The following is a 23,833-nucleotide window of genomic DNA, read 5'->3' as shown; positions in this document are numbered from 1 at the left end:
CGATCGTCAGGCCCGTCGCCGTCAGCGTGGCGCTATCGATATCGCTGGCATTGGCCAAAAGCTCGGCCTGGGTGATCAGACGTCCGCCGCTGTCCTCGGCGATCGCTGCCAGCGTCACGGCCGACGTCGTCGGATCGTCGTTACCACCGGTGACGGTAACGACGATGTCTTTACTCGCCGTGCCGTCGGCTGACCAGACCGTGAGTGTCTCGGTCATCACCTGGCCGGCCTGCAACGCCTGTGTCGCCGTGCGCGCGTTATCTAGCGCGTAAGTCCACTCACCGGTCGTCGCATCGAAGTTGAAGCTACCATACGAGCCATTAAGCGCACTTTCCGATGGAGCTTGGAAATGCTTCTCTCCGAGATCGGAATCGTACACCGTCACCGTGCCTGAGGCGGACGGCAGGCCTGGATCGCCGTTGTTTGAGCCACCTGCTTCGGTTACGGTCCCCGTGGATTTGCCGTCTATCGCCGCAGCATCGTTTTGGCCGATGATCTCCAACGTCACTTTCGCATAGCTGAGTGTTCCGTTGGCCAACCGGATCGAATAGTAGAACGAGTCTTGAATGTGGTCGCTGGCGGTCAGTGAATCGATGCTTAGGGCTCTGTTGGGGGAATTCGAACCGTCATCGATCCTGTATTCGATTTTTCCATTGTAGATTCGTATCCAATTTCCTTCTGCGGTTTTCTCCCATGCCGTTGTCACGTTACTCTTCAGCAACTCCGACATGACATCGGACCCGCCGTCCTCGATCGACCAGAGCGTTTTCGCTTTTCCACCGAGATCGTTTGCCATCACGTCCAGGGTGATGGTGTTGGTAGAAGAATTGTAGAGGCCGGATGACTGCAGTTGCTCCTCGGTCCACCCATAGGTGTCGCTCTGAGCCTGCGGTGTATTGCCGAAAGATGTAGTGCTCCCACCGCCGGTTGTCTGCGTAGCCATGGCCCTTCCCCTCTCGCCAAGCGTACCCCGTATCGAGGTACGGTGATGTTACGGGGTGTCGCCGACGGGCACCCTTATGTGCCGCCGGTGATCCCACCCCATCTTTGATCGAAAATCATTCATGCAAGGCGCAACGTGCGCCAAAGAACCGATGTCATATTGATGTCTAGAGCGACCGAGACGGAAGCGGGCGAACCCGGGACGATGGCGTCGCGATCGCCCGCTTGGTAGGAGATTCGGAAAATACGTGGCGCTATAAATCTCATCCACGGAGAGTGCGGGAAACCAGCCACCCTGAATCGGTTTCCAAGACCTCGGAACCAAGGCACCCTCTTTACGCGAAACTACTCCGCACACATCTACTCCTATCGGGCAACGGAGAAATCAGCCGCTCCCAAAACTAACATCCTGAAATTTATGTTGGTTCCCTCGGCCGCTTTTCCCTAATCGGCCTCGGCACCCCATATCCTTAATAAATTCATAACACATTTGATGGATTAGCAAAGAGAAGATTTCAATTTGCTAAATTAAAGATTGTGAACAAAGTTAACGCGCTTCGAGCCGAAAGACTGGGCGAAAACGACACACCCGACCCTTCACCCACTGGGAACATCTGCGGGGATTGGAGAACACGGATCGCCAGCCGTTGGGAACGAGAAATGTCCGTCGCAGTTGCGCCTCTACCGTTCATGCCGCCGAAGGTTCTCAGCCATTGTAAACGCTGACGCGTGAGGCCCTGGCCGAGCGGCCAAAAAAAGCCAAAGGGACTTAGGGCTGCGGCTCCCCGAAGAGGGAAGGGACGATGAATTATCGCTAGCTAGTTGTGAGCTTTCAGGAGGTTGTCCATTCGAACCGGAACCGAGGAGGCTGGAGTTTCCAGGCTTCGGCACTCGCCATTGCGTCGAGAGGAGATGGCCCGATCGGTTATCGAAGGTCGTCTTTCCAAAGCCCGGGCGGCGCAGGTCTACGGCGTGTCTGCTAAGATTGTGGCGCGGTGGATTGAGCGCTACCAGTCTGATGGACGCGCCGGCATGGCCGGTCGGATCGCGAACTCCAATCGGCCAGCACCGGGGATCAGGCAAGACCAAGGCGCTTGCGTAGATCCGCGTTTTCGGCCCGCAGTTTCTCGGCCAGCGTCTTGCGCAAGCGCGCATTCTCTTCTTCGAGCTGAAGCAGGTCCGTAATGTCATCAAGAACCGGAGCTACCACTGGGGTGGCTTGCTTCTGAGCTGAGGTTTTACCGGCGCCCTTGGCAGCTTTCTTTGCCCGGGTCTTGCCGACGGTCTCGACCAAGGCCACGTCGTCGGCCGACCTCGAGGCATTCTTCCGGCGTCCCCTTCCCGCCTTGGCACCATCTGCCGTCGGAGCGGTCTCGGCGGTTGCTTCCGTAGCGACGTTCTTCGCCCTTGGCCCCCGGCGTTTCTTCGCCGGCGCAATTTCTGCCGGGGTCGTCGTCTCGACGGTCTCGATATTGTTCTCGTCTGCCACGAGTTGTTCCCTCTTCAACTATCAGTCTTATTTCAAACGCGGACAGAGCAGAGTCAATGAGACCAATCGGACCGGAAACGCGTAAGTGACTCACCATAACCTGCGGTCTAGTTGCGCGGTAAGCAACGGTACCGCCGCGGCCCCCGGCGCGCCGAGACGAAACTCCTGTACCAGACGCGCGAGAACGAAGGTGGTCGCAGCCGTGACGACAATCCTCAGCCAGGGGTGAAGGACGCCGCGCGATCGAGGCGTATCTATCCCATCCGTCTGTTCACGGATTGCTACCAACCGAGCGTGGAGCTCTGCGACCACGCCGCGCAACTCCGCGATCTCTTCCGCAGGGGAAAGAACGGCTTCTGCCACCGAGGAATCTTCGGCGGGACTTTCCTGCTCAAGCTCGTCCAGGTGCTCCCGCAAATGCGATGGGCTCTCAAATCCCCTGGCTTTAATATTTGTCATCGGGCTTTCTCTCCTTTTGCCGCCACTCGATCCTAGTGAAACTCATGCGACAGACGGGAGTTCCCCCCGAAGCCACACAAAGGAGATCTTGAGGGAGACCGCACCGGCGCCGAAATGCCGCTGTTCGCCTCCCTCGTCCTGCTCGACAGCCCAGAGGGGCGCGAGATGCTGCGGCGCTACGCGGTTTCGTATTTCGACTTGGCTCAGGTCGCGAGTCGGGGCTTTGTGACACGCCGACCTGGGCGCCAATGGCGGCTGGGGGCCGAAAGTTCGGGCTCGACGACGCTGGGATCCGGGACGTCAACCGGTGCGTCATCGCCTTCGCCCGCGATCTGCGTGGCGCCCATCCCTGGCATGACCATATCCTGACGGCCACAGCGCAACGCCGGAAAGGTTCGAAGTGATAGTGCTCCTAGTCGTGTTCAGAGGCTTGATAAGCGCCGGCACTCCGATGCGCGATGATACGCGACATCTTCACAGGCTGGAGCCATTCCAGCGGTGGACGATAGGTCATCTTGAAATCACCTTTGGGTGGACCAGGTTGTAGGAGTATTTCGAAAGCAACGGGAGGCAGTGATGGATTGCTCCGACAGCTTTGAAATTCAGTGCCAGAAATGCGGCGCGAGAGAGCGCCTCGCATTCTCCGAGATGGAGACAAGAGAACGGTTTCAGTGCTCGGTCTGCGGGACAGTCCGGAGTATGGGAAAAGAGGATGTCCTAGAAATCTGCCGCGAAGCCACAAAGGCGACCCGCCAACGACTATGAGAAACAAGAACGGCCCCAGATCCGAAACGGGTAAAATCCAGGGCCCTCCATCTGAGCGTTCGACTTCACAGACGCGGCAACTATGGCAGAAGTCTGAGGGCGTTCAAGGCGGCCAGCGTCAGAGCGATCGATCAAGGCGTCTCTTGCGCGCGCCGACAACCCCAACGGTGGTCAGATAGAGGCCCATGTCGCGCAGGACGCAACCGTTAAGCCTCGACGCGTTGACATGGTCGTCGGCGAAATGATGATGGAACTGGCCGCCGTCAGTTACATCCACGATATTGATGTCATGCAGGCCGCTCATAACACCCTCGGAATCGGGCTTCAGCAGACAACTACGCCGTCCGAAAGCTTATATTCACGATCCCGCGGTGATGAGCGTCGGCCGTGGACCTCTCCCTGGTGTGGTGCAGAACGACGATTTCTCGATCGGGATTTTGACGTGCGAAAATAATAGGTGCGGCCGCAATTGCTACAACCGCTCCTTTGCGAAACTTGCTCTCAACCTAGCGATCAGGCTGCAGCTGTGACGGCCTTTGCAGCCGCCGCCCTGGCGACCGGCGCTTCGTAAGGCTTGTAGGCATCCTTCGTGAGGTCGGCATACATTTCGCCAATCTTCGTGGCCTCGGCGAAGAAGTTCTCATAGCTTGCCTTGACGTAATTGGTCTGAAGTTAGAATGCTGCCTCAACGCTTCTGACGCCCGATAGCTTTTGAACGTGCGCAACGCCCCCTTCAAACGACGTCTTGGAATACTCGGCAGCTTCAGTCGCGATTGCCTGGAGACCTTTTGTCCAAGCGGAGTAGCTCTTCACTGCTACCTCAATGACTTCTTTGCTCGTCTTGTTCGCATCGGCGAAGTTGAACGGGGTGTCTCCTTGGTGGCGGCCTAATCCATAAGCGGGAGCTTATGTGCGTCGCACAAAATGTCAAGCCGAGTGTGCGGCGCAACAAGAACGCCTCGGATGCCGCACGGATGAAGTAATGCCGGAACGGCTTGGTCACCGTTGTGCCGACGGATGAGCACCGGAACCAGAAAGCAGCTGAAGTGCCGAAGCACTCATTGTCATTCGGTTTGCAAATTTTAATGCCAAGCAAACAATTAACCATTACCCTGAATTGGTATGAACCAATTTACGTAGCGCGGTCGGGGACGGGAACGAAAGCTGCGCGCTCCGGGGGTCTGCCAACTTTCGCGCTAAAGGGGGGTCAGCTTGCACATGAATGATTGGAGCAAAGACGCACGGGGAAATCTTCGAGCATCAACCGTCATCGATTGGAAGGCCGAAGCCGTCACCGCAGACGGGAGTCGTGACATCGTCTTGAGGATCGAATTCAGTGTTGACCCGGGGCGAACGGATGTGTCGTCACTGCAGTTTAGATTGACCGAGCAGCAGGCAAAAAGCATGGGTGCGGCGTTGAGTTCAGCCTCTAACCAACCACCGCAATCGTCGGATCTGATCTACCGCAGCGCCCGACAGCGCGTGCGTACATAGGCGCGGAGCAACAAATGTAGCGCGGCGCCTATGCCAATTGGCATCCCGCGGTTCAATCCGTTCAAACCCATCGCAAGCGAGTACCCTTCGCTGTAGCGCCAAGCATCACGAGCCTGCCAGAGGTACGCAATGAAAACTGAAGAAATGTTGCTCAAGTATCCCACTCTCCGACCCGACGGCGCTGTTGTGGAGATCGAGTTGAATCACGATATCGCCGCCACGCTCGCGCGGCTTCCGGATGATCCTTCGCTTTACTTCGATCTTGGCGAACCACACCTCCTTATTCCGCTCGAACAGTTGGTCAACGCGCGTGCGCGCGAACGAGGCATCGTCAATGCCAACCGCCATATGTTGGCCGCGGCGCAAGGCAATCAGGAGAAACGCAAACCCCTGACGGTTCAGTCCTTGGATAACGCGCTGTGGCTCGTGGTGGACGGCAATTCGACTTTGCTCAACGCTCGTCATTCGAAGTGGCGGGCGATACCTTGCTGCACTAGATAATTAGATCCCACTGTCTCGATCACCGGAATCGGCCTCAAGGGTCGAAACAAAACCCACGATGAGCAGGCGGAGAGAAACCGGCTCGCACTAGAAACAGGGCGACCGCACTAGGACGAGAGAACAGCAAGCAGTGTCGACATCCCGCGTTCGCGTCATCGATCTGGAAACGGCCGGCAATGGACCGAACGACGTTTGCGAGATCGGCTGGCAGGATGTGGTCCTTGAAGACCATGGACGTTGGGCCGTCAACGATGAACGTGGCGCGCTGATGGTCAATCCAGGACGGCCGATTTCGCCCGACACGATGGCCATCCATCACATTCTCGACGAACAAGTCGCCGGCGCGCCCTACTGGAAAGATGTCGCGCCAGGAGTGTTGCGTCCGTCCGGCAGGATCGACGCTCTTGCTGCACATCGTGCGGCCTTCGAGCAGCGGTACTGCACCACTCGCCTGACCGGCGGCTCACCCTGGATTTGTACCTGGAAGTGCGCCCTACGGGTTTGGCCCGAGCTCCCGCGGTTTTCCAATCAGATGCTCCGCTACCAGCGTATGCCGGAAGGTCTCGTTCACGAGATAGGACTGCCGGCCCATCGAGGCATGCCGGATGCCTATGTCACGGCTCATCATCTGCGCGACCTGTTGAACGCGACATCGCTCGATCAGTTGCTGGCGTGGAGCGCCGAGCCGGGGCTCCTGCCGCGCGTGCCGTCCGGGCCAGATCGCGGGAAGGGTTGGGATCGTCTTAGCACCGCGACACTCACGGAATTTCTTCACGATAGAGATAGCGATATCCGTTTCAGCGCCCAGACCGAGTTGGCAAGGCGGGGTGAACTCGAGCCGCCCGCTGTTATCGAGCCAGCGCAGCGAACCTTGCTATGAAAGCGACCGACGCGTCGCGCACGCGCCGGAGGGTGGGCGATGCCAAGGTGGCGCTTGGTGAAGATGGCCCTATCTGGTGGGACGACGGCGAACCGGATCTTAGCCGGCGTCTCGTGAAGAACACGCAGCCTGCGCTTGCACATCTGCCGTCGTAAGGCACATTGCCCCCACCCAGCATCGACAGGACTTTGGCTTGAAGACCCGCAAACCGCTCATCCTCACCGCCCGGATCGCGGAGACAGACCTTGAACCGTTCGATCGCCTTCGAAAGGCGCATTTTCCGTCGGATCGAAACTTCCTTCGAGCTCACCTGACGATGTTTCAGCGGCTACCGGGTGAACACCTCGAGCGGATCGTCGGAGAATTGCAGTCTGCTGCCACCAAGCGTGGCCAGATTCGCGCGGAGGTAACCAGTGTTCGCCATCTCGGCGCGGGTGTCGCGTTCACGATAAGAAGTCTTGCACTTGAGCAGCTCTATGCAGAGTTAAGAACCGCTTTCATGCCATGGTTGGGTGGCCAGGACATGCAGGGGTGGCAGCCGCATATCACCGTCCAAAACAGAGTTTCGAGGACAGCCGCAGACACCTTGCACAAACAACTTACACACGATTTCAAACCGCGATCAGTGATGCTGGAAGGCCTGGACCTCTGGAGATATCTAGGCGGGCCTTGGCAGCTCGATCGAACGGTCAGTTTCGCAGTGGTGCCCGCGCTCCGTGCAGAGGCCATAAATGCCGGTTCAGCGATGCTCGATGACGATCGTCGATATCGAACCATCTATTCGAAAAAACAGTTGCGAGTATCCGCAAAACGGCCATGAGGCGCGGCCGGAGAGATTCCTACGCGGCATCCAAACCATGAGATCCAACAACACGTCGGTCTGCCATTCACGAACAGAGGCTCAGTCAGGACTTCGGATCGCCCTCACGATAGCGGCAGTGGAGGCCGGCGCGGCAATGGTTAGCAGCGGTCATCTGCCGCTGGCGGGGCTCCGCACTCCGGACATGATCTCCGGCACCTAGGGGCTAACAAATGCGCAGTACGGGCCGCTTTGGTAGATGTCGCACGTGACGAGTTCTCCGATGGCAACGGCACAGAGATTTCGGTCTCGGTGCGGAGCGATGAGAGGAAACTCATTTTCCGTAGCGAGTCTTACGTTTTGCGTTGGCTCGATTGACACCGTTGAGGCGATGAGACTGGAAGCAGCCCTGGGCAGTCCGGGGTGCGGCCTGTTGGGACAGCCAGTCATCCGCCCCTACGCGATGGCGGCCTCCGCGGCTTGAGGATGCCAGATGCATGCCACCGGGCGGCCCGACGCGTTCTACCCGCGGCCGGCGTTTTAAGACTTCTGTCTTGTCCTAAAAACGAACGACGGTCGCCCCAGCCAAGGCCCCCCAAGGGTGGCCGGACGCTTCAGCATCAGGCGATCGTATACAATACGTATATCATATGTTGACAATAGTGTATTTTAGGATTTCCTTACAGTATTCCGGCTGTTCCAATTCGCGCCGGGAATGCCAAAAATGGGGAGTGAGATGATCAACAGACGCTCGACATTGAAATCGTTGGCGCTCGGCGCCGTTTCGATCCTGGCAATTACAGTCGCAAGCACCTTTCCCGCACAAGCGGAGAACAAGGAACTCAAGATTGGCTTTGTCGGCGTGACCAGCGGTCCCGCCGCGGCCTGGGGCACATCCAATGTTCGCTCGATGCAGACACGCGCCGATTGGCTCAACGAGGCCGGCGGCGTGAAGATCGGCGAGGACACGTACAACATCACCATCGTGACCTTTGACGACCAGAAGGATCCTAAGCGGGCCATCGCCGGCATGGAGAAGATGGCCCAAGAAGGCATCCATTATGTCGTCGGACCGAATGTCGATGACGGCGCGGCGGCCGTTCGTCCCGTGGCGGAATCCAAGGGGATTATCTATTTCCCCTACGCCTTCCCGAAATCGCTTTATGTCGCACCGGCCTCGAACGCGGTCCTCGGCATGGTCGCCAACTATCAATCCGGCCCGGCGATCTACAAATATCTGAAGGAAAACAAGGGCGTGAAGAAGGTGGCTTTCATCGCCGCCAACGAATCCGACCCAATCAGCCAGCGTGACAGCGGCGTCGCTGCCGCTAAGGAACTCGGGCTGGAAGTGGTCGCCGAGACCGACACCTACCAGAACGACACACGCGACTTCACACCGGTGCTGACGCCGATCGTCCAGTTGAAGCCGGATCTGCTCGTCCTGTCCGGTGTGGCCCCCGCCAACGCACCCCTGCTCATCCGCGCGGCGCGCGAACTCGGCTATGGGGGCCTGATCTCGGCCGAAACAGCACAGGATGCGACCGTGCTGCAGGAAGGCGCGGGCGAACTCGCCAACGGCTTCATCTCCGTCGGCGGCGCTTCGACCCCGGAGATCCGTACGCCATTGATGGAGGAGTTCATCGATCGCTACACCAAGAAGTTCGGCGAATACAACGACGAGTCCAACACCAAGGTCTATGCACTCGAATACATCATCGAGACGCTGAAGGCGAACCCCAAGGCAATCGACAATGTCGAAGAGTTCAAGAAGACCATGGACAGCTTCTCCGCGCCTAACCCCTACGCCAAGGGTGGCACGCTGAAATATGTCGGCATGACCTCATTCGGCCAGAAACGACAGGTTTCGGTACCGATGGTGGTGACCGAGTTCGAAAACGGAGCCTTCAAAACGTTGTTCGTCGGCGAAGTGGACTGACATGACCTGATTAAAAGTCAATCGAGGTTCGGGGCCGGTCCCGGACCTCCCCGTCGACCGGATTTGCAGCCATGGAACAAGTCATTGCCAACGGTCTCTATCTGGGTGCCCAATATGCGCTGATCGCGCTCGGTTTGACGCTGATCTTCGCGCTTATGAACGTTCTCAACTTCGCGCACGGACAGATGTACGTGCTGGGCGGCTTCGTGACATACTCGGTTTACGGCCAGCTCAAGCTGCCCTTCGTGGTCGCGCTGATCTGTTCGGGGGTGACGCTGGCGGTCGTCGGCGCGCTGATGGAGAAATTCCTTTTCCGGCCGGTGATCAGACGCAGCAAGCGCGAGGAAAGCACGATGCTGCTCGCCGCTGCCACCGCATTCTTCCTCGATGCCATCATCCTGCTTCTGTTCGGCGAGAAACAGCGTGGCGTGCCGAAGATCGTCAGCGGCGTTTTCATCTCCGACAGTGTGATCTTGCCTTACGATCGTATCGTCGTCGGCGTGGTCGCGATACTGATGATCGCCGCCTTCATGCTCTACATGCAATACAGCAAACCGGGGCGCGCCATGCGGGCACTGGCGCAAGACCGCATTGCCGCACAGTTGATGGGCGTCAAGGTCGAGCGCTATTCGATGATCGGCTTCGCACTCGGGGCGATGCTCGCCGGGGTCGTCGGCGGCTTACTCGTCAGTATCACCGGCGTCAATTCCGGCATCGGCGGACCGATCTCGATCAAGGCCTTTCTGATGGTGATGATCGGCGGCGCTGGCGTGGTTGCCGGCGCCATTGCCGGCGGCTTCATCCTCGGCATGATGGAATCGGTTGGTCTCACCGTGCTGCGCGAATATGGCGACGTCACCTATCTCGTCATCTTCGCGTTGCTGATGGTCTTCCTGAGCATCCGCCCGAACGGGCTGATGGGCAAACCGTGGGGCTGATGCGATGAAAACATCCGCAACTCCCAAAATCGTCGCGGCCGCACTCTTCCTACTCGTGCTTCTCGTCGGGGTGCCGTTGCTCATCAGCGCCACCGGGCGGACCGATCTCTATTACACGCTGACCTCGGTGGCGCTGCTCAGCATCATCAGCGCGGGCGTGTGGATCACCTTCTATATCGGCCGCATCAACATCGGCCAGGGCGCCTACGCGCTGATGGGCGGTTATATTTCCGCCATCCTGGTGATGAACTATGGAGTGTCTTTCTGGCTGACCCTGCCGCTGGCGGGCCTATTCTGTGCTGCGGCAAGCGTTCTCATCGGGCTGCCCATTCTGCGCCTGCGCGGCGTTTATTTCGCCATGGTGACGCTGGTACTGACGGAAGTGGCGCGCCTGCTTGCCCTTGCCATACCGATCACCAACGGCGCCAAAGGCATTGTCAGCATCCCCTTGCCCACCGGTATAAGCTTTTTCGGCATCACTCTCGTTCCGGATTTCTCGAACCTCGCCAATCCCCGGCTTGCCTTCTACATCGTCGCCGTGTTGCTGATGGCGCTGTGTTTCCTCGGTCTGTATAGGCTTGCCCATTCGCGCATCGGCCAGCTCTGCCAATCGCTGCAGCAGAACGAGGAGCTCGCCTCTTCGATCGGCGTCAACATCGCCTACCTCCGGGTCGTCGCCTATGCGCTCTCGTCCTTCCTCGGTGGTGTGGGTGGGGCGATGTTCGCGTCGATCTCCCAGTCGATCTATCCGTCGAGCTTCACGGTCGCCGACTCGGTCAATTTCATGCTCAATTGCTTCCTCGGTGGACTCGGCTATGTGCTCGGACCGATGCTTGGAACCTTTGTTCTTTATTTCGGCTGGGACGTGCTGTTCCAGACGGGCGAATACCAGCTCCTGATCTTCTCGACGGTGCTGATCCTGCTGATGCTGGTCCTGCCCAACGGTCTGCTGAGCCTGGCCTTGCCCGGCAAGAGGAGCGTCTAGCGCCATGGCCGACATTCTAGAAATTATCGGCCTTACCAAACGTTTCGGCGGGCTCGTCGCAGTCAACGACGTCTCGTTTTCGGTGCGCGAGCGCGAGATACTTTCGGTCATCGGGCCAAACGGCGCCGGCAAGTCGACCCTGTTCAAGCTGGTCGCCTCGTTCCTGCGACCGACCGAAGGCGAAGTGAGGTTCAAGGGGAAGCGAATCTCCGGGCTCTCGCCGCACATCGTGGCCCGCAAGGGTGTTGTGCGGACCTTCCAGGAGACGACGATCTTCAAGAACATGACCGTGCGCGACAATGTCGTGACGGCGCATCACTTGCGATCGAGCGCCACCCTCGCCGGCTTCTACTTCGGCAGTGCCTCGGCACGCAGCGATCTGGACGCGTTCGGGAGATCCGCGGACGAGATCCTCGACTTCCTTGGGCTGGGCGCGATGCAGGCCGAGATTGCCAGCAACCTGCCCCACGGGCATCTCAGGGCGCTCGGTATCGCCATCGCACTTGCCACCGATCCGTCCGTGATCCTGCTCGACGAGCCCTTCGCGGGCATGAACCACGACGAGACCAGGCGCGCGGTCGAAATCGTTCGAAAGTTGCGTGATCGCGGTATCACCGTACTCCTAGTTGAGCACGACATGCCGGCCGTCATGAACATTTCCGACCGCATCGTCGTACTCAACTTCGGCCTGAAGATCGCCGAGGGTACTCCTGCAGAAATCAAGCAGAACCCGGACGTCATCGAAGCCTATCTCGGTGTCGAAGACGAATCGATCGGATTGTAGGCCATGGAACCGCTCCTCAAATTGGATGACGTTGAACTCTACTACGACCACGTCTACGCCCTGAAGGGCGTGTCGATCGAGGTTAAGGAAGGCGAGACCGTCGCCCTGATCGGGGCCAACGGTGCGGGCAAGTCGTCGATCCTGCGGGCCATCACCGGCCTCAGAAAGATCCGCAAAGGTGAAATCCGCTATCGCGGCAACCGCATTGACGGCGTCGCGCCCGATGAGATCGTCCGTATGGGTATCTCGATGGTGCCCGAAGCGCGTCGTGTCTTCCCGTTCATGACGGTGCGCGACAACCTTCTGATGGGCGCCTTCACCCGCTCCGACAAGGTCGAGATCCAACAGAGCATGGACATGGTGCTGACGCGCTTCCCGCGACTCAAGGAGCGTTACGCGCAGCAAGCGGGGACGATGAGCGGCGGCGAGCAGCAGATGCTGGTTATCGGCCGAGCACTGATGGCGCGCCCTCGCCTATTGCTGCTCGACGAACCGTCGCTTGGCGTCGCGCCGAAGCTGGTCCAGGACATCGCCCGTTCTATCGTGGCGATCAATCGCGACGAAAAGGTCAGCGTGCTGCTTGTCGAGCAGAACTCGCGCATGGCGCTGCGCATCTCCCAGCGCGCCTACGCGTTGACGACCGGCAAGGTGGCGCTCAGCGGCGATTCGGCCGAATTGCTAAATGACGACCGCGTCAGACATCTCTATCTCGGCGGCGAAGTGTAGGCGGGACCGGATATGCGCATCCTTGTCATAAACCCTAATACGACGGCCTCGATGACCGACAAGATCGGCAAAGCAGCAAAAATCGCGGCGTCGGCGGGAACCAAGATCATCGCAGTCAATCCCAAGGACGGCCCACCAAGCATCGAGGGCTATTTCGATGAGGCCTTCGTGGTGCCAGGCATCCTCGCCGAAATGTTCAAGGCAGAAGATATGGACGCCTTTGTGATCGCATGTTTCGACGATACGGGTCTCGATGCGGCGCGCTGCGCTACGAGCGCGCCGGTCATTGGAATAGGCGAAGCGGCGTTTCACCTTGCAACGCTGATTGCCGGCAAGTTCAGCGTCGTCACCACGCTCGCGCGCTCAGTGCCGGCGATCGAGCACAATCTATCGAAATACGGCCTATCCTCTCGCTGCGCCAAGGTCAGGGCCTCGGATGTCGCCGTACTTGACCTCGAAAAGCCGGGTTCTGAAGCCCGTCAGAAGATCTCGGTTGAAATTGCCCGTGCGATGGCCGAAGACAAAGCCGAGGCGATCGTACTCGGTTGTGCAGGGATGGCCGATTTGGCCCACCAGCTTTCCAGCGAACATGGGGTGCCGGTGCTCGACGGTGTGGCCTGTGCGGTCAGGCTTGCCGAAGTTATCTCGAGCTTGGGTCTTAAAACCTCGAAGGTCGGCGGTTATGCCACGCCGCTCGTCAAGCAATTTGCTGGTCACTACGCGCCATTGTCGCCGGGGTTGAGCAAGCTTCGATAAGGATGCATCGGGATGCCCAAGGATGTTGCCCGTCGGCGGGCGAGACAAAAGACGAGCCCCCCAGAAGCGATGAATATGTCGGCGATACACGATCCGGAAACCCACAGTCGGATGCCGGCCACGCGCTGGTCGCCGATTTATCACGGCCTCCGGGACGCAGTCGTCGGTCATCGGCTCGCTCCGGGCACGAAGCTACCGGAAGACGAGCTCGCTTCGCTTTATTCGGTCAGCCGCACGGTCATCCGCGCCGCTCTTCAGGCGCTTGCCCACGACCGTCTCGTAAGACTAGAACCCAATCGCGGTGCCTTTGTGGCCCAGCCGTCAACCCAAGAGGCGCGCGAGGTTTTCGAAGCGCGCGCACTGATCGAACCCAGAGTCGCCGCCCTTGCTGCGCAAGTGGCTAAGCCGGAGGACGTTTTGCTGCTGCGTCGCCATCTCGACAAGGAGCATGAGGCGCTGCATGCCGGCCGCGACAGCGACGCGATCATGTTGTCGGCGCGATTTCATGTGGGTATCGCGGAAATTGCCGGGCATTCCATTCTGACCGGCTTCGTCCGTGATCTCGTCTCCCACTCCTCCCTGATTATCGCTCTTTACTGGAAGCGGCGCGACACTACCTGCGAAAGCCACGCGCATCATGCGCTTGTCGATGCCATCGAAGCAGGCGAATCCGACAGGGCCGCGGACCTGATGAAGGAACATTTGCTCGATCTTCTATCTGGCCTGGAGCTCGCTCGATCGCCAAAGAAGCCGCAGAGCCTTGCAGAGATGCTACGCTGATTTCACCGCTGGGCCTTCCCAAGCGATAAGTCGAGGAGCGCAAGCGACGCCGGTTGAGGCCGAAGAAGGGATTTTCGACGCCCCGCCGTGTCAGAAATGCCAACATAAGCGACGAGAGCACGACCCTGAGCGATTGCCGTGTCAAGCTGTTTGCGGCGAACGTCTGGCAGACAACCGAGAACCAATAAAAAGCAAAATGTACGGCAGGCATAAGCTAGCCGTCCAAAGTATAGCGCGTTGGAGCGGCTTGCCAAAATACATCGACTGGAACAGAGGACCTTGCACACCATCGACAACCCGTGCGCACGAGGTTGTCACCCATGTCTTAGGAACAAACTTTACCTGTAATTGCGCAACCGAAAAGCACACGTTAAAAATGAGATTCATGCTGGTTTTATTGCCGCGCAATTCCTCAATTTTAAGAACGCGCACCGTGGTTGAGCCTCCGCCCTGCGGAGGCTCAACCCAAAATGGGGTCCCGGCTTTCATCAGACGCTAGAAGATCAGCCACCGCCCCTCACCTGCCCGACCGCGCCAGCGACCGGGCGATGTCGATGATGTCGTCCCGTGCCGCGGTTGGGTCTTCTTTGTTCCAGGCAACACCAAGCCCGATCTTCAGATCGACGCCGCGCACGGGCTTAAGCTCGAAGTTGCGGTTCGGCAGATCCTTCGTCCATTCCGGGGCAAAGCCGATGCCGAGGCCCGCTGAGACCAGCGATACCAGCGAGAAGGTGTCGTCGCAGCTATAGGCAATGTTTCCGGTCAGACCATGGGTCTCGAACATCTCGAAGAAATAGCGCTCCGAGTAGGAGAGATTCTGACGGGAAAAGGCGATGATCTTTTCGGAGCGAAGGTCCTCGATGTCGATCTCGCTTCGAAGCGCCAGCGGGCTCGCCTTTTCGACGGCCAGCAGATAGCGCTCATGAGCAATCGAGAAAAAGCGCAAGGAGCCGATGTTTTCGACCGGACGGATGAAGCCAAGATTGATCTGGCCGTTTTCTAGTCCGCGGATGATGTCGCTGGTCGAACCACTTGTCACATGCAGCGTGACATCCGGAAACTTCCGACCGATGCGCGCGAGAAACGCCGGCAGCACGCCGATGGTCGCCGGATAGACAGTTCCGATCTTGATCGTGCGTGCCGCCTTGCCGGCAACCGACCGCGCCACCTCGGCCGATAGTCCGACATCGCCAATGATCCGGACCGCCCGATCGTAGAACACCTCCCCTGCCCGCGTCAGTTCGACCCGCCGTGTCGACCGCTCCAGCAGCCGAACACCGAGCTCCTTCTCCAGCGCCTGGATGTGGGAGCTCAACGCCGGCTGAGCGATGCACATCCGCGCCGCCGCCCGATTAAAATGCAGCTCCTCGGCCACCGCAACGAAGTAGGAGAGTTGGCGTAGTTCCATGTTCGCTCTCCAATCACCGGGCACGACACGTCGTATTCGGCAACGAAGAATGCCGCTGCAGAGCACACGTTTCTGAGAAATATGTAGAATATATTCTATGGATTAACGCTACGCAAGGTGGTGGCGATGCCTTATGGACACCCGCGCGCGCATAGCCTGGAATCTCCGGCGAATTAGAACTTCGAAAAAGATCACGCAGGAGAATCTGGCCGTCGATGCGAATGTCGACCGGACGGCGATCAGCGGAATAGAGCGCAGCGAATATAACCCTTCCGTCGACCTTCTCGATCGCTTAGTGGCCGCACTAGGTATCGACATCTCGGAGCTATTTGCGGTTCCAGCGGAATCAGCCCTACCGCCGGATCCGTTGAAGGCCGGCAGGAAGCCGAAATAGCGCCTAAGTCAACGGAACCCGAGTTCCGTTGGATACATTATGCGATCCTCGTGGCCCAAAGGGTGAACATCAAGGCCTGCAGGGCTCTTGGAAGCACAGTTCTGTCCGGCCCGTAAGGCGCGCCCACGCTTAGGTCTGCAAACGACAGCATTGCGCCGCCATTTCAGCCGTAGAAGCAAACTTTGCTTCTACCTGAAGCGGACATTGCTGTATGCCGAAGGTCGCGTTGGCGCTGCCGCCTATCGCAGATGGTCGAGCAGCTCCTTGGCATCGACAAGGTCGAGCGTATCGAAGCCTTCGGTGAACCAGGCGTAGACGGGGCCGAGAAGGCTTCGGCTCTCTTTGTCGCGCCGCTTGTCGATGTAGAGGCGCGCGAGGCTTGTTGCAGCTCTCAGCTCCGGCAATTTCGTACTCTCGGAGCGAGCGGCCATCAGAGATTGCTGAAACCATCCCTCAACGGCATCGTCGTGCGCATGCAGCCGCGACAACAGCTCACCCTTCGTGCGCAGCAACTCAGGCAGCAGATGCTTCGTGCCGGATTTGGCGATGATGCCGAACGCCTTCTCCAGCAGGGTCAACCCCTCGCTTGCGTCGCCGAGCTCACCGTAGGCTTGCGCGAGGACACAAAGATAAAAGTTCATGCCCGCCTCTGCGCCGGTCGCGGCAATTCCTTCGACCGCCTTGCGCATTTCCTGGATACCGTCCTGCAATTCTCCTTGCTGGGCGAGCGCCCAACCAACGTGGAAACGGGCTGTCCCTGCCAAGAGCGGCAAGTCGAATTTAATGGCTACTTCAAGTTGCCGTTGCGCCCATTCAAGTCCAGCCTCGGGTTCGCGCCGCAGGAGATGGACAAAGGCCAGGGTGGACTGCGCGACGGCAATTGTGACGGAATGGGATTCTCGCTCCGCCAGCGACATCCCCTCTCGACCGCGCTGAAGAGCCTGGTCTGGATACCCACGAATCCAGAGCATCATCGCAGAGAAGTTCCGGCAACAAACGCCGGGATCATGGCCTGTGTAGATATAAGTCAGACGATGATCCCTGTCTGGGTCGTAGGTCGCCATTCCCCAGTCTGCGTGCTTCTCCGCGGCTAGATAGTCTCCCATGTAGAATTTGGTCGCCCACAACTGATGATGCGCTTCGAGGAGAAGGTCTAAATCATTCGCGGACTGAGCGATCTGCAGACATTGACAGCCGAGGTCATCGGCCTCGCGCAGATGCCCGGATACCATGTGGTATGAGGCTTCGCCCCGAACCGCGACGAAGAGCTCTTTGCTATCGGCCAGTTTCTCGCAAAGTTTGCGTGCCGACGAGAAGGCGCGCAGCACTTCCGGAGCGCCCCAACCTTTAATAGCCATTGCGGCCACTCCCATGGCATTGTGCAAATGAATTTCGCGCCGTAAGCGGGCCTCGGTGCCGGGCAGGGACGCGACCAGCCCCAACCCGTTGCCGAGGTGGGCCATGGCTTCGACATTCGCCGATCGCTTCAGTGCCTGCTGCCCAGCCTTCAGCCAGTACGCTCCGCCCTGGTCGGCAAGCCCGGCGGCCGTGTAGTGATGCGCGAGCGTCTCAGGCTCGATCTCGGCAACTTCCGGAAACTGCGCTTCCAGCGTTGACGCGATGATCGCGTGGATCTGGTGTCGCCGCCTCTTGAGCAGACTCTGATAGGCGGCGTCCTGCACCAGTGCATGCTTGAAGACGTAGGTAGCTTCGGGGACGACGCCGCTTCGAAAGACGAGCCCGGATTTTTCCAGATCTTGAAGATCATCGCTGAGCATGGCGGCATCAGTTCCGGTGACGGCGGCCAGCAGCCGATAGTGAAAGACGCGACCGATGCACGCGCCGATCTGAGCCACGCTCTTGACCGAGGAGAGTCGATCGAGGCGAGCCATCAATGAGTCTCGCAGCGTTGACGGAATGGCTGATAGGACCAATGGGCCTGTCAATCGATAGTGATTGCCAGCCTCGACAAGGAAGTCTGATTCGAGAACCGTCTTGGTCAGCTCCTCGACAAACAGCGGTACGCCTTCGGTTTTGGCGAGGATGTGGTTGGTGACCTCCGATGGCAGGATCTTGCCGCCCGTTATACGGTGTATGATTGCCGCTCCCGCATCTCGCCCGAGACTGCTGAGCGGTATCGGCGTCACATGTGACAATTCCAGCCAAGGCGGCCGGAATTCGGGACGAAAGGTGACGATGAGAAGCACTGGCAGGGAGCGCAAGCGGTCAACGAGCATGTCGAGCCACTGGCCCGTCGTCGGGTCGATCCAGTGAGTGTCCTCGACGACGATCAAAACAGGTTGGTAGGCCGCGATCCCTTCAAGCTGTTGGATGAGCACCCTTAGCGTGCGGGCCTTCTGCGATTGCGGTGTCAGTTTGATCGGTGGATAGCGGCCGGTGAAGTCGATCGAAAGCAGGGCAGCCAAAAGCGGGCCTACTTCAGTCTTGTCCGCGACCGATTGGAGCATGAATAACTCGAGCTTGTCGAGCTTCGTGCTCGCGCTGTCGTTTCCGCCGAGTCCGGCAGCGCGTCTAAGCTGCTGGATCACGGGGTAGAGCGGGCTGTTGACGTGGTACGGAGTGCAGAAGTAACGCAACCGTGCGTGCGGCTCGGCCATCAATCGCTCTTCCAACGCGGCAGTCAGCCGCGACTTGCCAATGCCCGGTTCGCCCGACAGCATCACCGCCTGGCCTTTACCTGCCCGAGCCTGCCGCCAGCGCTGAAGCAGAAGATCGAGTTCCTCCAATCGCCCCACCAGCGGTGTCGCGACGCCGTGCAGCGCATCAAAACGCCCCTCCGTATCAGCCTCGCCGATGATGCGCCAGGCGGGGACGGGCGTTGCGAAGCCCTTGAGCTGCTGGAGACCGAGATCGATCATCTCAAACAACCCGACAACCAGCCGCTGGGTACCGGCAGCGATCACGATGGTGTTTGGCTTGGCAAGGGCCTGCAGGCGTGCCGCGAGGTTGGGCGTCTCGCCAACCACCGCTTGCTCCTGTGCTGCTCCTTCGCCAATCAGGTCGCCGACCACGACGAGACCGGTGGCAATGCCAATACGGGCTGCAAGGGATTCGCCCAACAAGGGGGGCGTCAGCCTGGCGGTCGACGCCGCTGCCGCCAGGCCGGCCCGCACGGCCCGTTCGGCATCGTCTTCATGCGCCTTCGGCCAACCGAAATAGGCGAGCACGCCATCGCCCATGAGCTTGGCCACATAGCCCTCGTAGCGTGCAATTTCCGCCGACACGGCACTTTGGTAGACACGGAAGACGTCCTGCATTTCCTCCGGGTCGAGCCGCTGTGACAGCTCGGTCGAGCCCACGAGGTCAATGAACATCACGGTTAGCTGCCGCCGCTCGGCTTCGTGCCCCGGCGGCGCTGGGGCGGACACGGAACTCGCTGGCGACATGGTGTCATCGACCATTGCCGCAATCGCCGCCAGAACCTTGCGACGTGGGCCGATGGGTAAACCCAGCTCTCTCAGGTCATCATCACTGAGATGCCGAAGCGCATCTGAATCAACTTCGTTGGCGGTGAACGCATCTATGTACTTGTCCAACCCGAGGCGGGCCAGCCAAGCCGCGATGTCCGACATGACAACCACCTCGCTGCGAGCAAGGATAGCACGACTGCCGCACATCGCACATAACACTTGGCCATTGCCAAGCTGATCTTCGTATCAGCGTCAATGATCCGGACGCGCCTGTTGCGGTGGACGACATGTGGGCGCTTGTTCACGAGCGTATCCCCGGAGGCTATCTCGGCATCTTAGACAACCAGACGCCATAGACATGTGAGGATGGATTGCAACATTGCGTCCGTTTTCGAAGGTGTGGCACCAGAACCAGACCAGCGGGAATCGGCCCCAATTGAGACGCTCGGTCATATTGGCCAAGTATCCGCTCCTGACGCTTCCTGGCGTTCAGATCAAGGGCAGTAACGCGAACTTCTCCACTCGACTGAGGCGACGGGAAGCCGACAACATGCCGCCCGGTCCGGATGTCTCCTATCCCTCGCCTTGAATGGCTTGGAACCACCGATCGCGGCTTGGCCTCCATGAGGCGTGGCCGTCGCTTCTATCTGCGTATGCGAGTCAAATCATTTCCGACAGCGCACACTCACTGCACGGGCTTCAGGGCAATTGACCTCTGGCGGCACATGAAATTCCCGATTTCTGCACTTCACATCTCAGCGTACCACAGGTGCCGTAGCGCCGGCGGCTCGAACTCTTGCGCCTAGGTCATCCAATAGGAATACTCTGCTCGGCGGCCATCATCCGATGGGGCGGATCATCCCCCTTCCGTCGGCTTACGCGCCAGATGACGTTGCCGACGTCGTCTGCCACAAGCAGCGCGCCGCTCTTGTCGATCGCTACTCCGACCGGACGACCCATCGCCTTGTTGTCGCGGCCGATAAAGCCCTTGAGGATATCCTGCGGCCGGCAACCTGGGCAGCCGATCCGCCCTCGATCTCCTGGGGAGTCCAGTCATTTGGGCCTGCGCGCTTGGCTCACCATAAGCAAGGCTGGGAGGTCCCACCTCTGCATTGACATGCAACGGATGTTTTCCGAAGGGACTCCCTGGCAAGCGCCTTGGATACCCAAGGTTTTCGACCAGGTTGCCGAGATTGCTACCCGGTTTCCCGACCGCACAATATTCACTCGTTTCGTGACGCCGTCATCGCCAGAGCGACCAGGAATGTGGCGAACCTACTGCGCATGATGATGATGATGACCGAGCTCGACCCGATTCTAGTTGACTTTATTCCGGAACTGGAATGCCTGATTCCGCCAGCACGCGTCTGTGACAAAGTCACCTACTCACCTTTGATCAACGGCCAGCTTCATCGCGCTTTAACCGAGCAGGATATCGGAACGCTGGTTGTGACAGGAGGGGAGACGGACATCTGCGTGTTGGCGACACCATCGGGCCGTCGATCTTGGCTACAAATAATCCTGGTTAAGGACGCGCTCTGGAGTTCTGCCGTCAAACCCACGACGCGTAGCTTCAACTCTTAGACCGATTCTCGAGGGGAACGTATCGGCTTGGCAACGGTTGGGTTCGGTGAAAGGAGGTTGACATGAACCAGATTATCTATCTCGTCGGCCTTGTCGTTATTGTGGTCGCAATCCTCGCCTTTTTCGGGATTGGCTAAGATCGTTCATAAATCTCCGCTCAGCAGGCGGGAGCTTTGCCGTCCTCGAAGGCAACCGGACGTTCCTGATCATCATGACGCTGGGACATTCATCGGAGGCAGGTTGCTCAGAATTGCGATGCAGTACTGTTGGCTGCGTTGGCAGCGATCCTTTTGCTTTCCGCGTGGAAGGTCTGGCGGCACTAATAGCATGCCCACAGCCTGCAGCCATCGGAGATGGTCCAGGTCATGTTCCCGCCCCAAGGGGATAATCGCCTCCTGGCCAGCCTGCGCTCCGCACAGTAATTTAGGCAATTCCCAGCAAGTTGGCGGTCGACAGCACATGGCTGCCTCCCTCTACGAGCCCATAAACGTCTATAAGCCGCTAGCGCCGGACAGCGGCGTCGTCGATGCGCGATGAGAGAATTTGACTGTGGACGGTATCAGGTTGCCGCTTCCCTTCACAAACGCGAATGACGGTGGTGGGTGTCTTTCAAGGTTACACACGGGCGGCGGAGCAGGCAGGCAGCTCAAATGGTGAAGCCTCTGTCATTGATCGCCCGGTGATGAAGGCCACCTCGTCAAGCATTGCAAGGGCCACCGCGCGAGTTACATTTGATACTTGAAAAGCACAATCGTATGCCCTCGGGTCCACCATTTTGGGGAGAACCCATGACCGCCTCCCTCGACCATGCACCGGCTCATGCGAATACTCTGCGCCAGTTTCTCGTGCTCACCCTTGGGTCGGTAGGCGTTGTCTACGGCGACATCGGAACAAGTCCGCTTTATGCCTTCCGTGAAGCGCTTCGCCCGTTTGCGGAGGGTGGTCTGGGGCGCGAAGAGGTCGTCGGTCTCATTTCGCTGATGATCTGGACACTGACGATGATCGTCACCTGCAAATACGTGCTCTTCTTGCTCCGTGCCGACAACGATGGCGAGGGTGGCACGCTGTCCTTGCTTGCCTTGCTCCTCAAAAAGGCCCCGCGATATGCGACGGGCATGTTCGTGGCAGGTATCCTGGGTGCCGCCCTTTTCATCGGCGATGCCATGATCACGCCGGCGCTCTCAGTTCTTTCGGCCGTGGAGGGGCTGAAACTCGTCACGCCAGCTTTTGATGATTACGTCCTGCCGATCTCGGCCGCCATCATGGTGCTGCTGTTTGCCGTGCAGTCCCGCGGCACGGGAGCCGTCTCCAGCTTCTTCGGGCCGATCACTCTCGTCTGGTTTTTCGTTATGGGAGCAGCCGGGGTCGCCCATATTGGGGACGATCTGGCGATCCTCGCAGCCTTCAATCCCATCCATGCGGTTACCTTTTTGTGGAGTGCCGGTCTTGTCGGCTTCATCGTGCTCGGCGCCGTCTTCCTCACGGTGACAGGAGCCGAGGCGCTGTACGCCGATCTCGGCCATTTCGGTCGCCACCCGATTCAGGCGGCCTGGTTCGCAATCGCGTTTCCGGCACTGGCATTGAACTATCTCGGACAGGGCGCGCTGGTGCTGTCCCATCCCGAAGCCATTTCCGATCCATTTTTCCTGATGTTCCCGCGCTGGGCCCTTTTGCCCGTGGTGATCCTTGCCACTGCCGCGACGATCATCGCCAGCCAGTCGGTGATCACCGGAGCGTTTTCGCTCGTGCGGCAAGCGATCCATCTCGGCTTCCTGCCAAGGTTCGAGATCTGCTACACCTCGGAAACCCAGACGGGCCAGATTTACCTCCCATTGGTCAACACCGCGCTCCTGACCGGGGTACTTGTCCTCATGTTTGTATTCGGCAGTTCGGAATCTCTTGCCCCCGCCTATGGCGTATCAATCACCGGCGCCATGGTGATCGACACAATCCTCGCCTTTGCGTTCGTCCGCAACCAGTGGAATTGGCCGGCCCTCACCGCTATTGCGGTCCTGCTTCCCCTGTTTTTGCTCGAATTGGTCTTTCTCGGCGCCAACTTGTTCAAGATACACGATGGCGGTTACGTGCCCATCCTCATCGCCGGCACACTAATGACGATGATGTGGACCTGGCGCAAAGGCGTCAGCCTCCTGCGCCAGAAGACGGCCCGGCAGGAAATCCCTCTCAACCAATTCATAGCCGCAGTCGAGCGAAAGTCCGAACATGCTCCCGTGATAGTACCGGGAACCGCTATCTTCCTGACCGCTACACCCGACAGTACCCCTGCGGTCCTCTTGCACAACATCAAGCACAACCACGTGATTCATCAGCACAACATCATTCTGACCATCAAGACGGCCAGAGTCCCCTATGTCCCGGAAAAGGATCGCTACACGCTCACAAAGCTTTCCGAACGGTTCAGCAAGCTGGAGCTACGCTTCGGCTTCATGGACGATCAAAATGCATCGCAGGCGCTCGCACAGTGCCGGAAGGCCGGCCTCAAGTTCGAGATCATGACGACGTCATTTTATCTTGGCCGGCGCAAGCTGGTTGCCGACCCGCACTCAGGCTTGCCGAGATGGCAGGACAAGCTGTTCATAGCGATGGCGAACTCTGCGATTGATCCCACCGACTATTTCCACCTGCCCGCAAATCGCGTTGTCGAGTTGGGAGAACAGGTTATCATTTAGGTGCGCGCGTACTGCGTGCGGGTTTCGGTAATTCGCGGACATGGATTCCATTAAATCCCGGACAGCGATTTCACTAAATCCGGGACAGCATT

General features: G+C 58.9%; 19 protein-coding genes and 4 pseudogenes. 15 read left to right on the top strand and 8 right to left on the bottom strand.

Features of this window, described 5'->3' with window-relative positions; translation table 11 throughout:
* A partial coding sequence (locus AC070A_RS28835; protein WP_494773612.1) for a VCBS domain-containing protein occupies positions 1–943 on the bottom strand: 943 nt, incomplete at its 3' end.
* Between the two features lie 845 nt (positions 944–1,788).
* Between AC070A_RS28835 and AC070A_RS28830 the strand changes: the two are divergent.
* A pseudogene (locus tag AC070A_RS28830) lies at positions 1,789–2,004 on the top strand (helix-turn-helix domain-containing protein); the annotation flags it as partial.
* Positions 2,005–2,017: 13 nt separating this feature from the next.
* Here AC070A_RS28830 and AC070A_RS28825 read toward each other — a convergent pair.
* The 4 genes and pseudogenes from AC070A_RS28825 to AC070A_RS28810 all read right to left on the bottom strand — a co-directional run.
* Complete coding sequence (locus tag AC070A_RS28825) at positions 2,018–2,431, bottom strand: SyrB-like regulator (protein WP_112997264.1); 414 nt, start codon at positions 2,429–2,431, stop codon at positions 2,018–2,020.
* Between the two features lie 90 nt (positions 2,432–2,521).
* Entirely contained in the window at positions 2,522–2,890 is a 369-nt protein-coding gene (locus AC070A_RS28820; RefSeq protein ID WP_113736943.1) for a hypothetical protein, read from the bottom strand.
* 883 nt (positions 2,891–3,773) lie between these two features.
* Positions 3,774–3,959, bottom strand: a complete 186-nt coding sequence (locus AC070A_RS28815; RefSeq protein WP_113736944.1) for a hypothetical protein — start codon at positions 3,957–3,959, stop codon at positions 3,774–3,776.
* Between the two features lie 209 nt (positions 3,960–4,168).
* A pseudogene (locus AC070A_RS28810) lies at positions 4,169–4,519 on the bottom strand (phasin family protein); the annotation flags it as partial.
* Between the two features lie 759 nt (positions 4,520–5,278).
* On the opposite strand from AC070A_RS28810, the gene AC070A_RS28805 reads away from it, so the two are divergent.
* The 11 genes from AC070A_RS28805 (at position 5,279) to AC070A_RS28755 (ending at position 14,234) form a co-directional block, all read left to right on the top strand.
* Positions 5,279–5,650, top strand: coding sequence for a hypothetical protein (locus AC070A_RS28805; RefSeq protein ID WP_162733534.1), 372 nt, complete (start codon positions 5,279–5,281; stop codon positions 5,648–5,650).
* Positions 5,651–5,780: 130 nt separating this feature from the next.
* Positions 5,781–6,530, top strand: coding sequence for an exonuclease domain-containing protein (locus AC070A_RS28800; protein WP_113131761.1), 750 nt, complete (start codon positions 5,781–5,783; stop codon positions 6,528–6,530).
* Entirely contained in the window at positions 6,527–6,685 is a 159-nt protein-coding gene (locus tag AC070A_RS28795) for a hypothetical protein (RefSeq protein ID WP_156414582.1), read from the top strand. Before AC070A_RS28800 ends, AC070A_RS28795 begins: the two co-directional genes overlap by 4 nt.
* Positions 6,686–6,723: 38 nt before the next feature.
* The gene (locus tag AC070A_RS28790; RefSeq protein ID WP_113479669.1) at positions 6,724–7,350 is read left to right on the top strand and encodes a 2'-5' RNA ligase family protein; all 627 of its coding nucleotides are present in this window, start codon (positions 6,724–6,726) and stop codon (positions 7,348–7,350) included.
* Between the two features lie 715 nt (positions 7,351–8,065).
* On the top strand, positions 8,066–9,265 hold the full coding sequence (locus AC070A_RS28785; protein WP_113131759.1) for an ABC transporter substrate-binding protein: 1,200 nt from the start codon (positions 8,066–8,068) through the stop codon (positions 9,263–9,265).
* 71 nt (positions 9,266–9,336) lie between these two features.
* Positions 9,337–10,203: a branched-chain amino acid ABC transporter permease gene (locus AC070A_RS28780; protein WP_113131758.1), complete on the top strand. Its 867-nt coding sequence runs from the start codon at positions 9,337–9,339 to the stop codon at positions 10,201–10,203.
* Positions 10,204–10,207: 4 nt separating this feature from the next.
* A complete protein-coding gene (locus AC070A_RS28775) occupies positions 10,208–11,188 on the top strand; it encodes a branched-chain amino acid ABC transporter permease (protein WP_113131757.1) in 981 nt (326 codons plus the stop codon).
* 4 nt (positions 11,189–11,192) lie between these two features.
* Entirely contained in the window at positions 11,193–11,972 is a 780-nt protein-coding gene (locus AC070A_RS28770) for an ABC transporter ATP-binding protein (protein ID WP_113131756.1), read from the top strand.
* Positions 11,973–11,975: 3 nt separating this feature from the next.
* Positions 11,976–12,698, top strand: a complete 723-nt coding sequence (locus AC070A_RS28765) for an ABC transporter ATP-binding protein (protein ID WP_113131755.1) — start codon at positions 11,976–11,978, stop codon at positions 12,696–12,698.
* Between the two features lie 12 nt (positions 12,699–12,710).
* On the top strand, positions 12,711–13,454 hold the full coding sequence (locus tag AC070A_RS28760; protein ID WP_113131754.1) for an aspartate/glutamate racemase family protein: 744 nt from the start codon (positions 12,711–12,713) through the stop codon (positions 13,452–13,454).
* A 69-nt stretch (positions 13,455–13,523) separates the two neighbouring features.
* On the top strand, positions 13,524–14,234 hold the full coding sequence (locus tag AC070A_RS28755; RefSeq protein WP_375293078.1) for a GntR family transcriptional regulator: 711 nt from the start codon (positions 13,524–13,526) through the stop codon (positions 14,232–14,234).
* A 517-nt stretch (positions 14,235–14,751) separates the two neighbouring features.
* Here the strand turns inward: AC070A_RS28755 and AC070A_RS28750 are convergent.
* Positions 14,752–15,642 (bottom strand): LysR family transcriptional regulator, encoded by an 891-nt coding sequence (locus AC070A_RS28750; RefSeq protein ID WP_113131752.1) that lies wholly within the window; start codon positions 15,640–15,642, stop codon positions 14,752–14,754.
* 133 nt (positions 15,643–15,775) lie between these two features.
* Here AC070A_RS28750 and AC070A_RS28745 point away from each other — a divergent pair, with 133 nt between their 5' ends.
* Positions 15,776–16,036, top strand: a complete 261-nt coding sequence (locus AC070A_RS28745) for a helix-turn-helix domain-containing protein (protein ID WP_113131751.1) — start codon at positions 15,776–15,778, stop codon at positions 16,034–16,036.
* 239 nt (positions 16,037–16,275) lie between these two features.
* Here AC070A_RS28745 and AC070A_RS28740 read toward each other — a convergent pair whose 3' ends face one another.
* Together AC070A_RS28740 and AC070A_RS28735 are read right to left on the bottom strand one after the other, a co-directional pair.
* A complete protein-coding gene (locus AC070A_RS28740) occupies positions 16,276–19,629 on the bottom strand; it encodes an AAA family ATPase (RefSeq protein ID WP_113479668.1) in 3,354 nt (1,117 codons plus the stop codon).
* 645 nt (positions 19,630–20,274) lie between these two features.
* A pseudogene (locus AC070A_RS28735) lies at positions 20,275–20,490 on the bottom strand (hypothetical protein); the annotation flags it as partial.
* A gap of 94 nt (positions 20,491–20,584) precedes the next feature.
* Between AC070A_RS28735 and AC070A_RS28730 the strand changes: the two are divergent.
* Positions 20,585–21,035, top strand: a pseudogene (locus AC070A_RS28730) (isochorismatase family protein); the annotation flags it as partial.
* Between the two features lie 804 nt (positions 21,036–21,839).
* Positions 21,840–23,741: a potassium transporter Kup gene (locus AC070A_RS28725; protein WP_113736945.1), complete on the top strand. Its 1,902-nt coding sequence runs from the start codon at positions 21,840–21,842 to the stop codon at positions 23,739–23,741.
* Positions 23,742–23,833 lie beyond the last annotated feature (92 nt).

The organism is Ensifer sp. GW101-20A05, from assembly GCF_059424735.1.
This window is presented reverse-complemented; position numbering and strand designations above follow the sequence as displayed.

Coding starts and splice junctions, on each gene's coding strand:
- AC070A_RS28750 (WP_113131752.1), bottom strand. CDS start 15,642: ATGGAACTACGCCAACTCTCCTACTTCGTTGCGGTGGCCGAGGAGCTG.
- AC070A_RS28820 (WP_113736943.1), bottom strand. CDS start 2,890: ATGACAAATATTAAAGCCAGGGGATTTGAGAGCCCATCGCATTTGCGG.
- AC070A_RS28770 (WP_113131756.1), top strand. CDS start 11,193: ATGGCCGACATTCTAGAAATTATCGGCCTTACCAAACGTTTCGGCGGG.
- AC070A_RS28755 (WP_375293078.1), top strand. CDS start 13,524: ATGAATATGTCGGCGATACACGATCCGGAAACCCACAGTCGGATGCCG.
- AC070A_RS28805 (WP_162733534.1), top strand. CDS start 5,279: ATGAAAACTGAAGAAATGTTGCTCAAGTATCCCACTCTCCGACCCGAC.
- AC070A_RS28725 (WP_113736945.1), top strand. CDS start 21,840: ATGACCGCCTCCCTCGACCATGCACCGGCTCATGCGAATACTCTGCGC.
- AC070A_RS28740 (WP_113479668.1), bottom strand. CDS start 19,629: ATGTCGGACATCGCGGCTTGGCTGGCCCGCCTCGGGTTGGACAAGTAC.
- AC070A_RS28775 (WP_113131757.1), top strand. CDS start 10,208: ATGAAAACATCCGCAACTCCCAAAATCGTCGCGGCCGCACTCTTCCTA.
- AC070A_RS28785 (WP_113131759.1), top strand. CDS start 8,066: ATGATCAACAGACGCTCGACATTGAAATCGTTGGCGCTCGGCGCCGTT.
- AC070A_RS28760 (WP_113131754.1), top strand. CDS start 12,711: ATGCGCATCCTTGTCATAAACCCTAATACGACGGCCTCGATGACCGAC.
- AC070A_RS28745 (WP_113131751.1), top strand. CDS start 15,776: ATGGACACCCGCGCGCGCATAGCCTGGAATCTCCGGCGAATTAGAACT.
- AC070A_RS28815 (WP_113736944.1), bottom strand. CDS start 3,959: ATGAGCGGCCTGCATGACATCAATATCGTGGATGTAACTGACGGCGGC.
- AC070A_RS28765 (WP_113131755.1), top strand. CDS start 11,976: ATGGAACCGCTCCTCAAATTGGATGACGTTGAACTCTACTACGACCAC.
- AC070A_RS28795 (WP_156414582.1), top strand. CDS start 6,527: ATGAAAGCGACCGACGCGTCGCGCACGCGCCGGAGGGTGGGCGATGCC.
- AC070A_RS28780 (WP_113131758.1), top strand. CDS start 9,337: ATGGAACAAGTCATTGCCAACGGTCTCTATCTGGGTGCCCAATATGCG.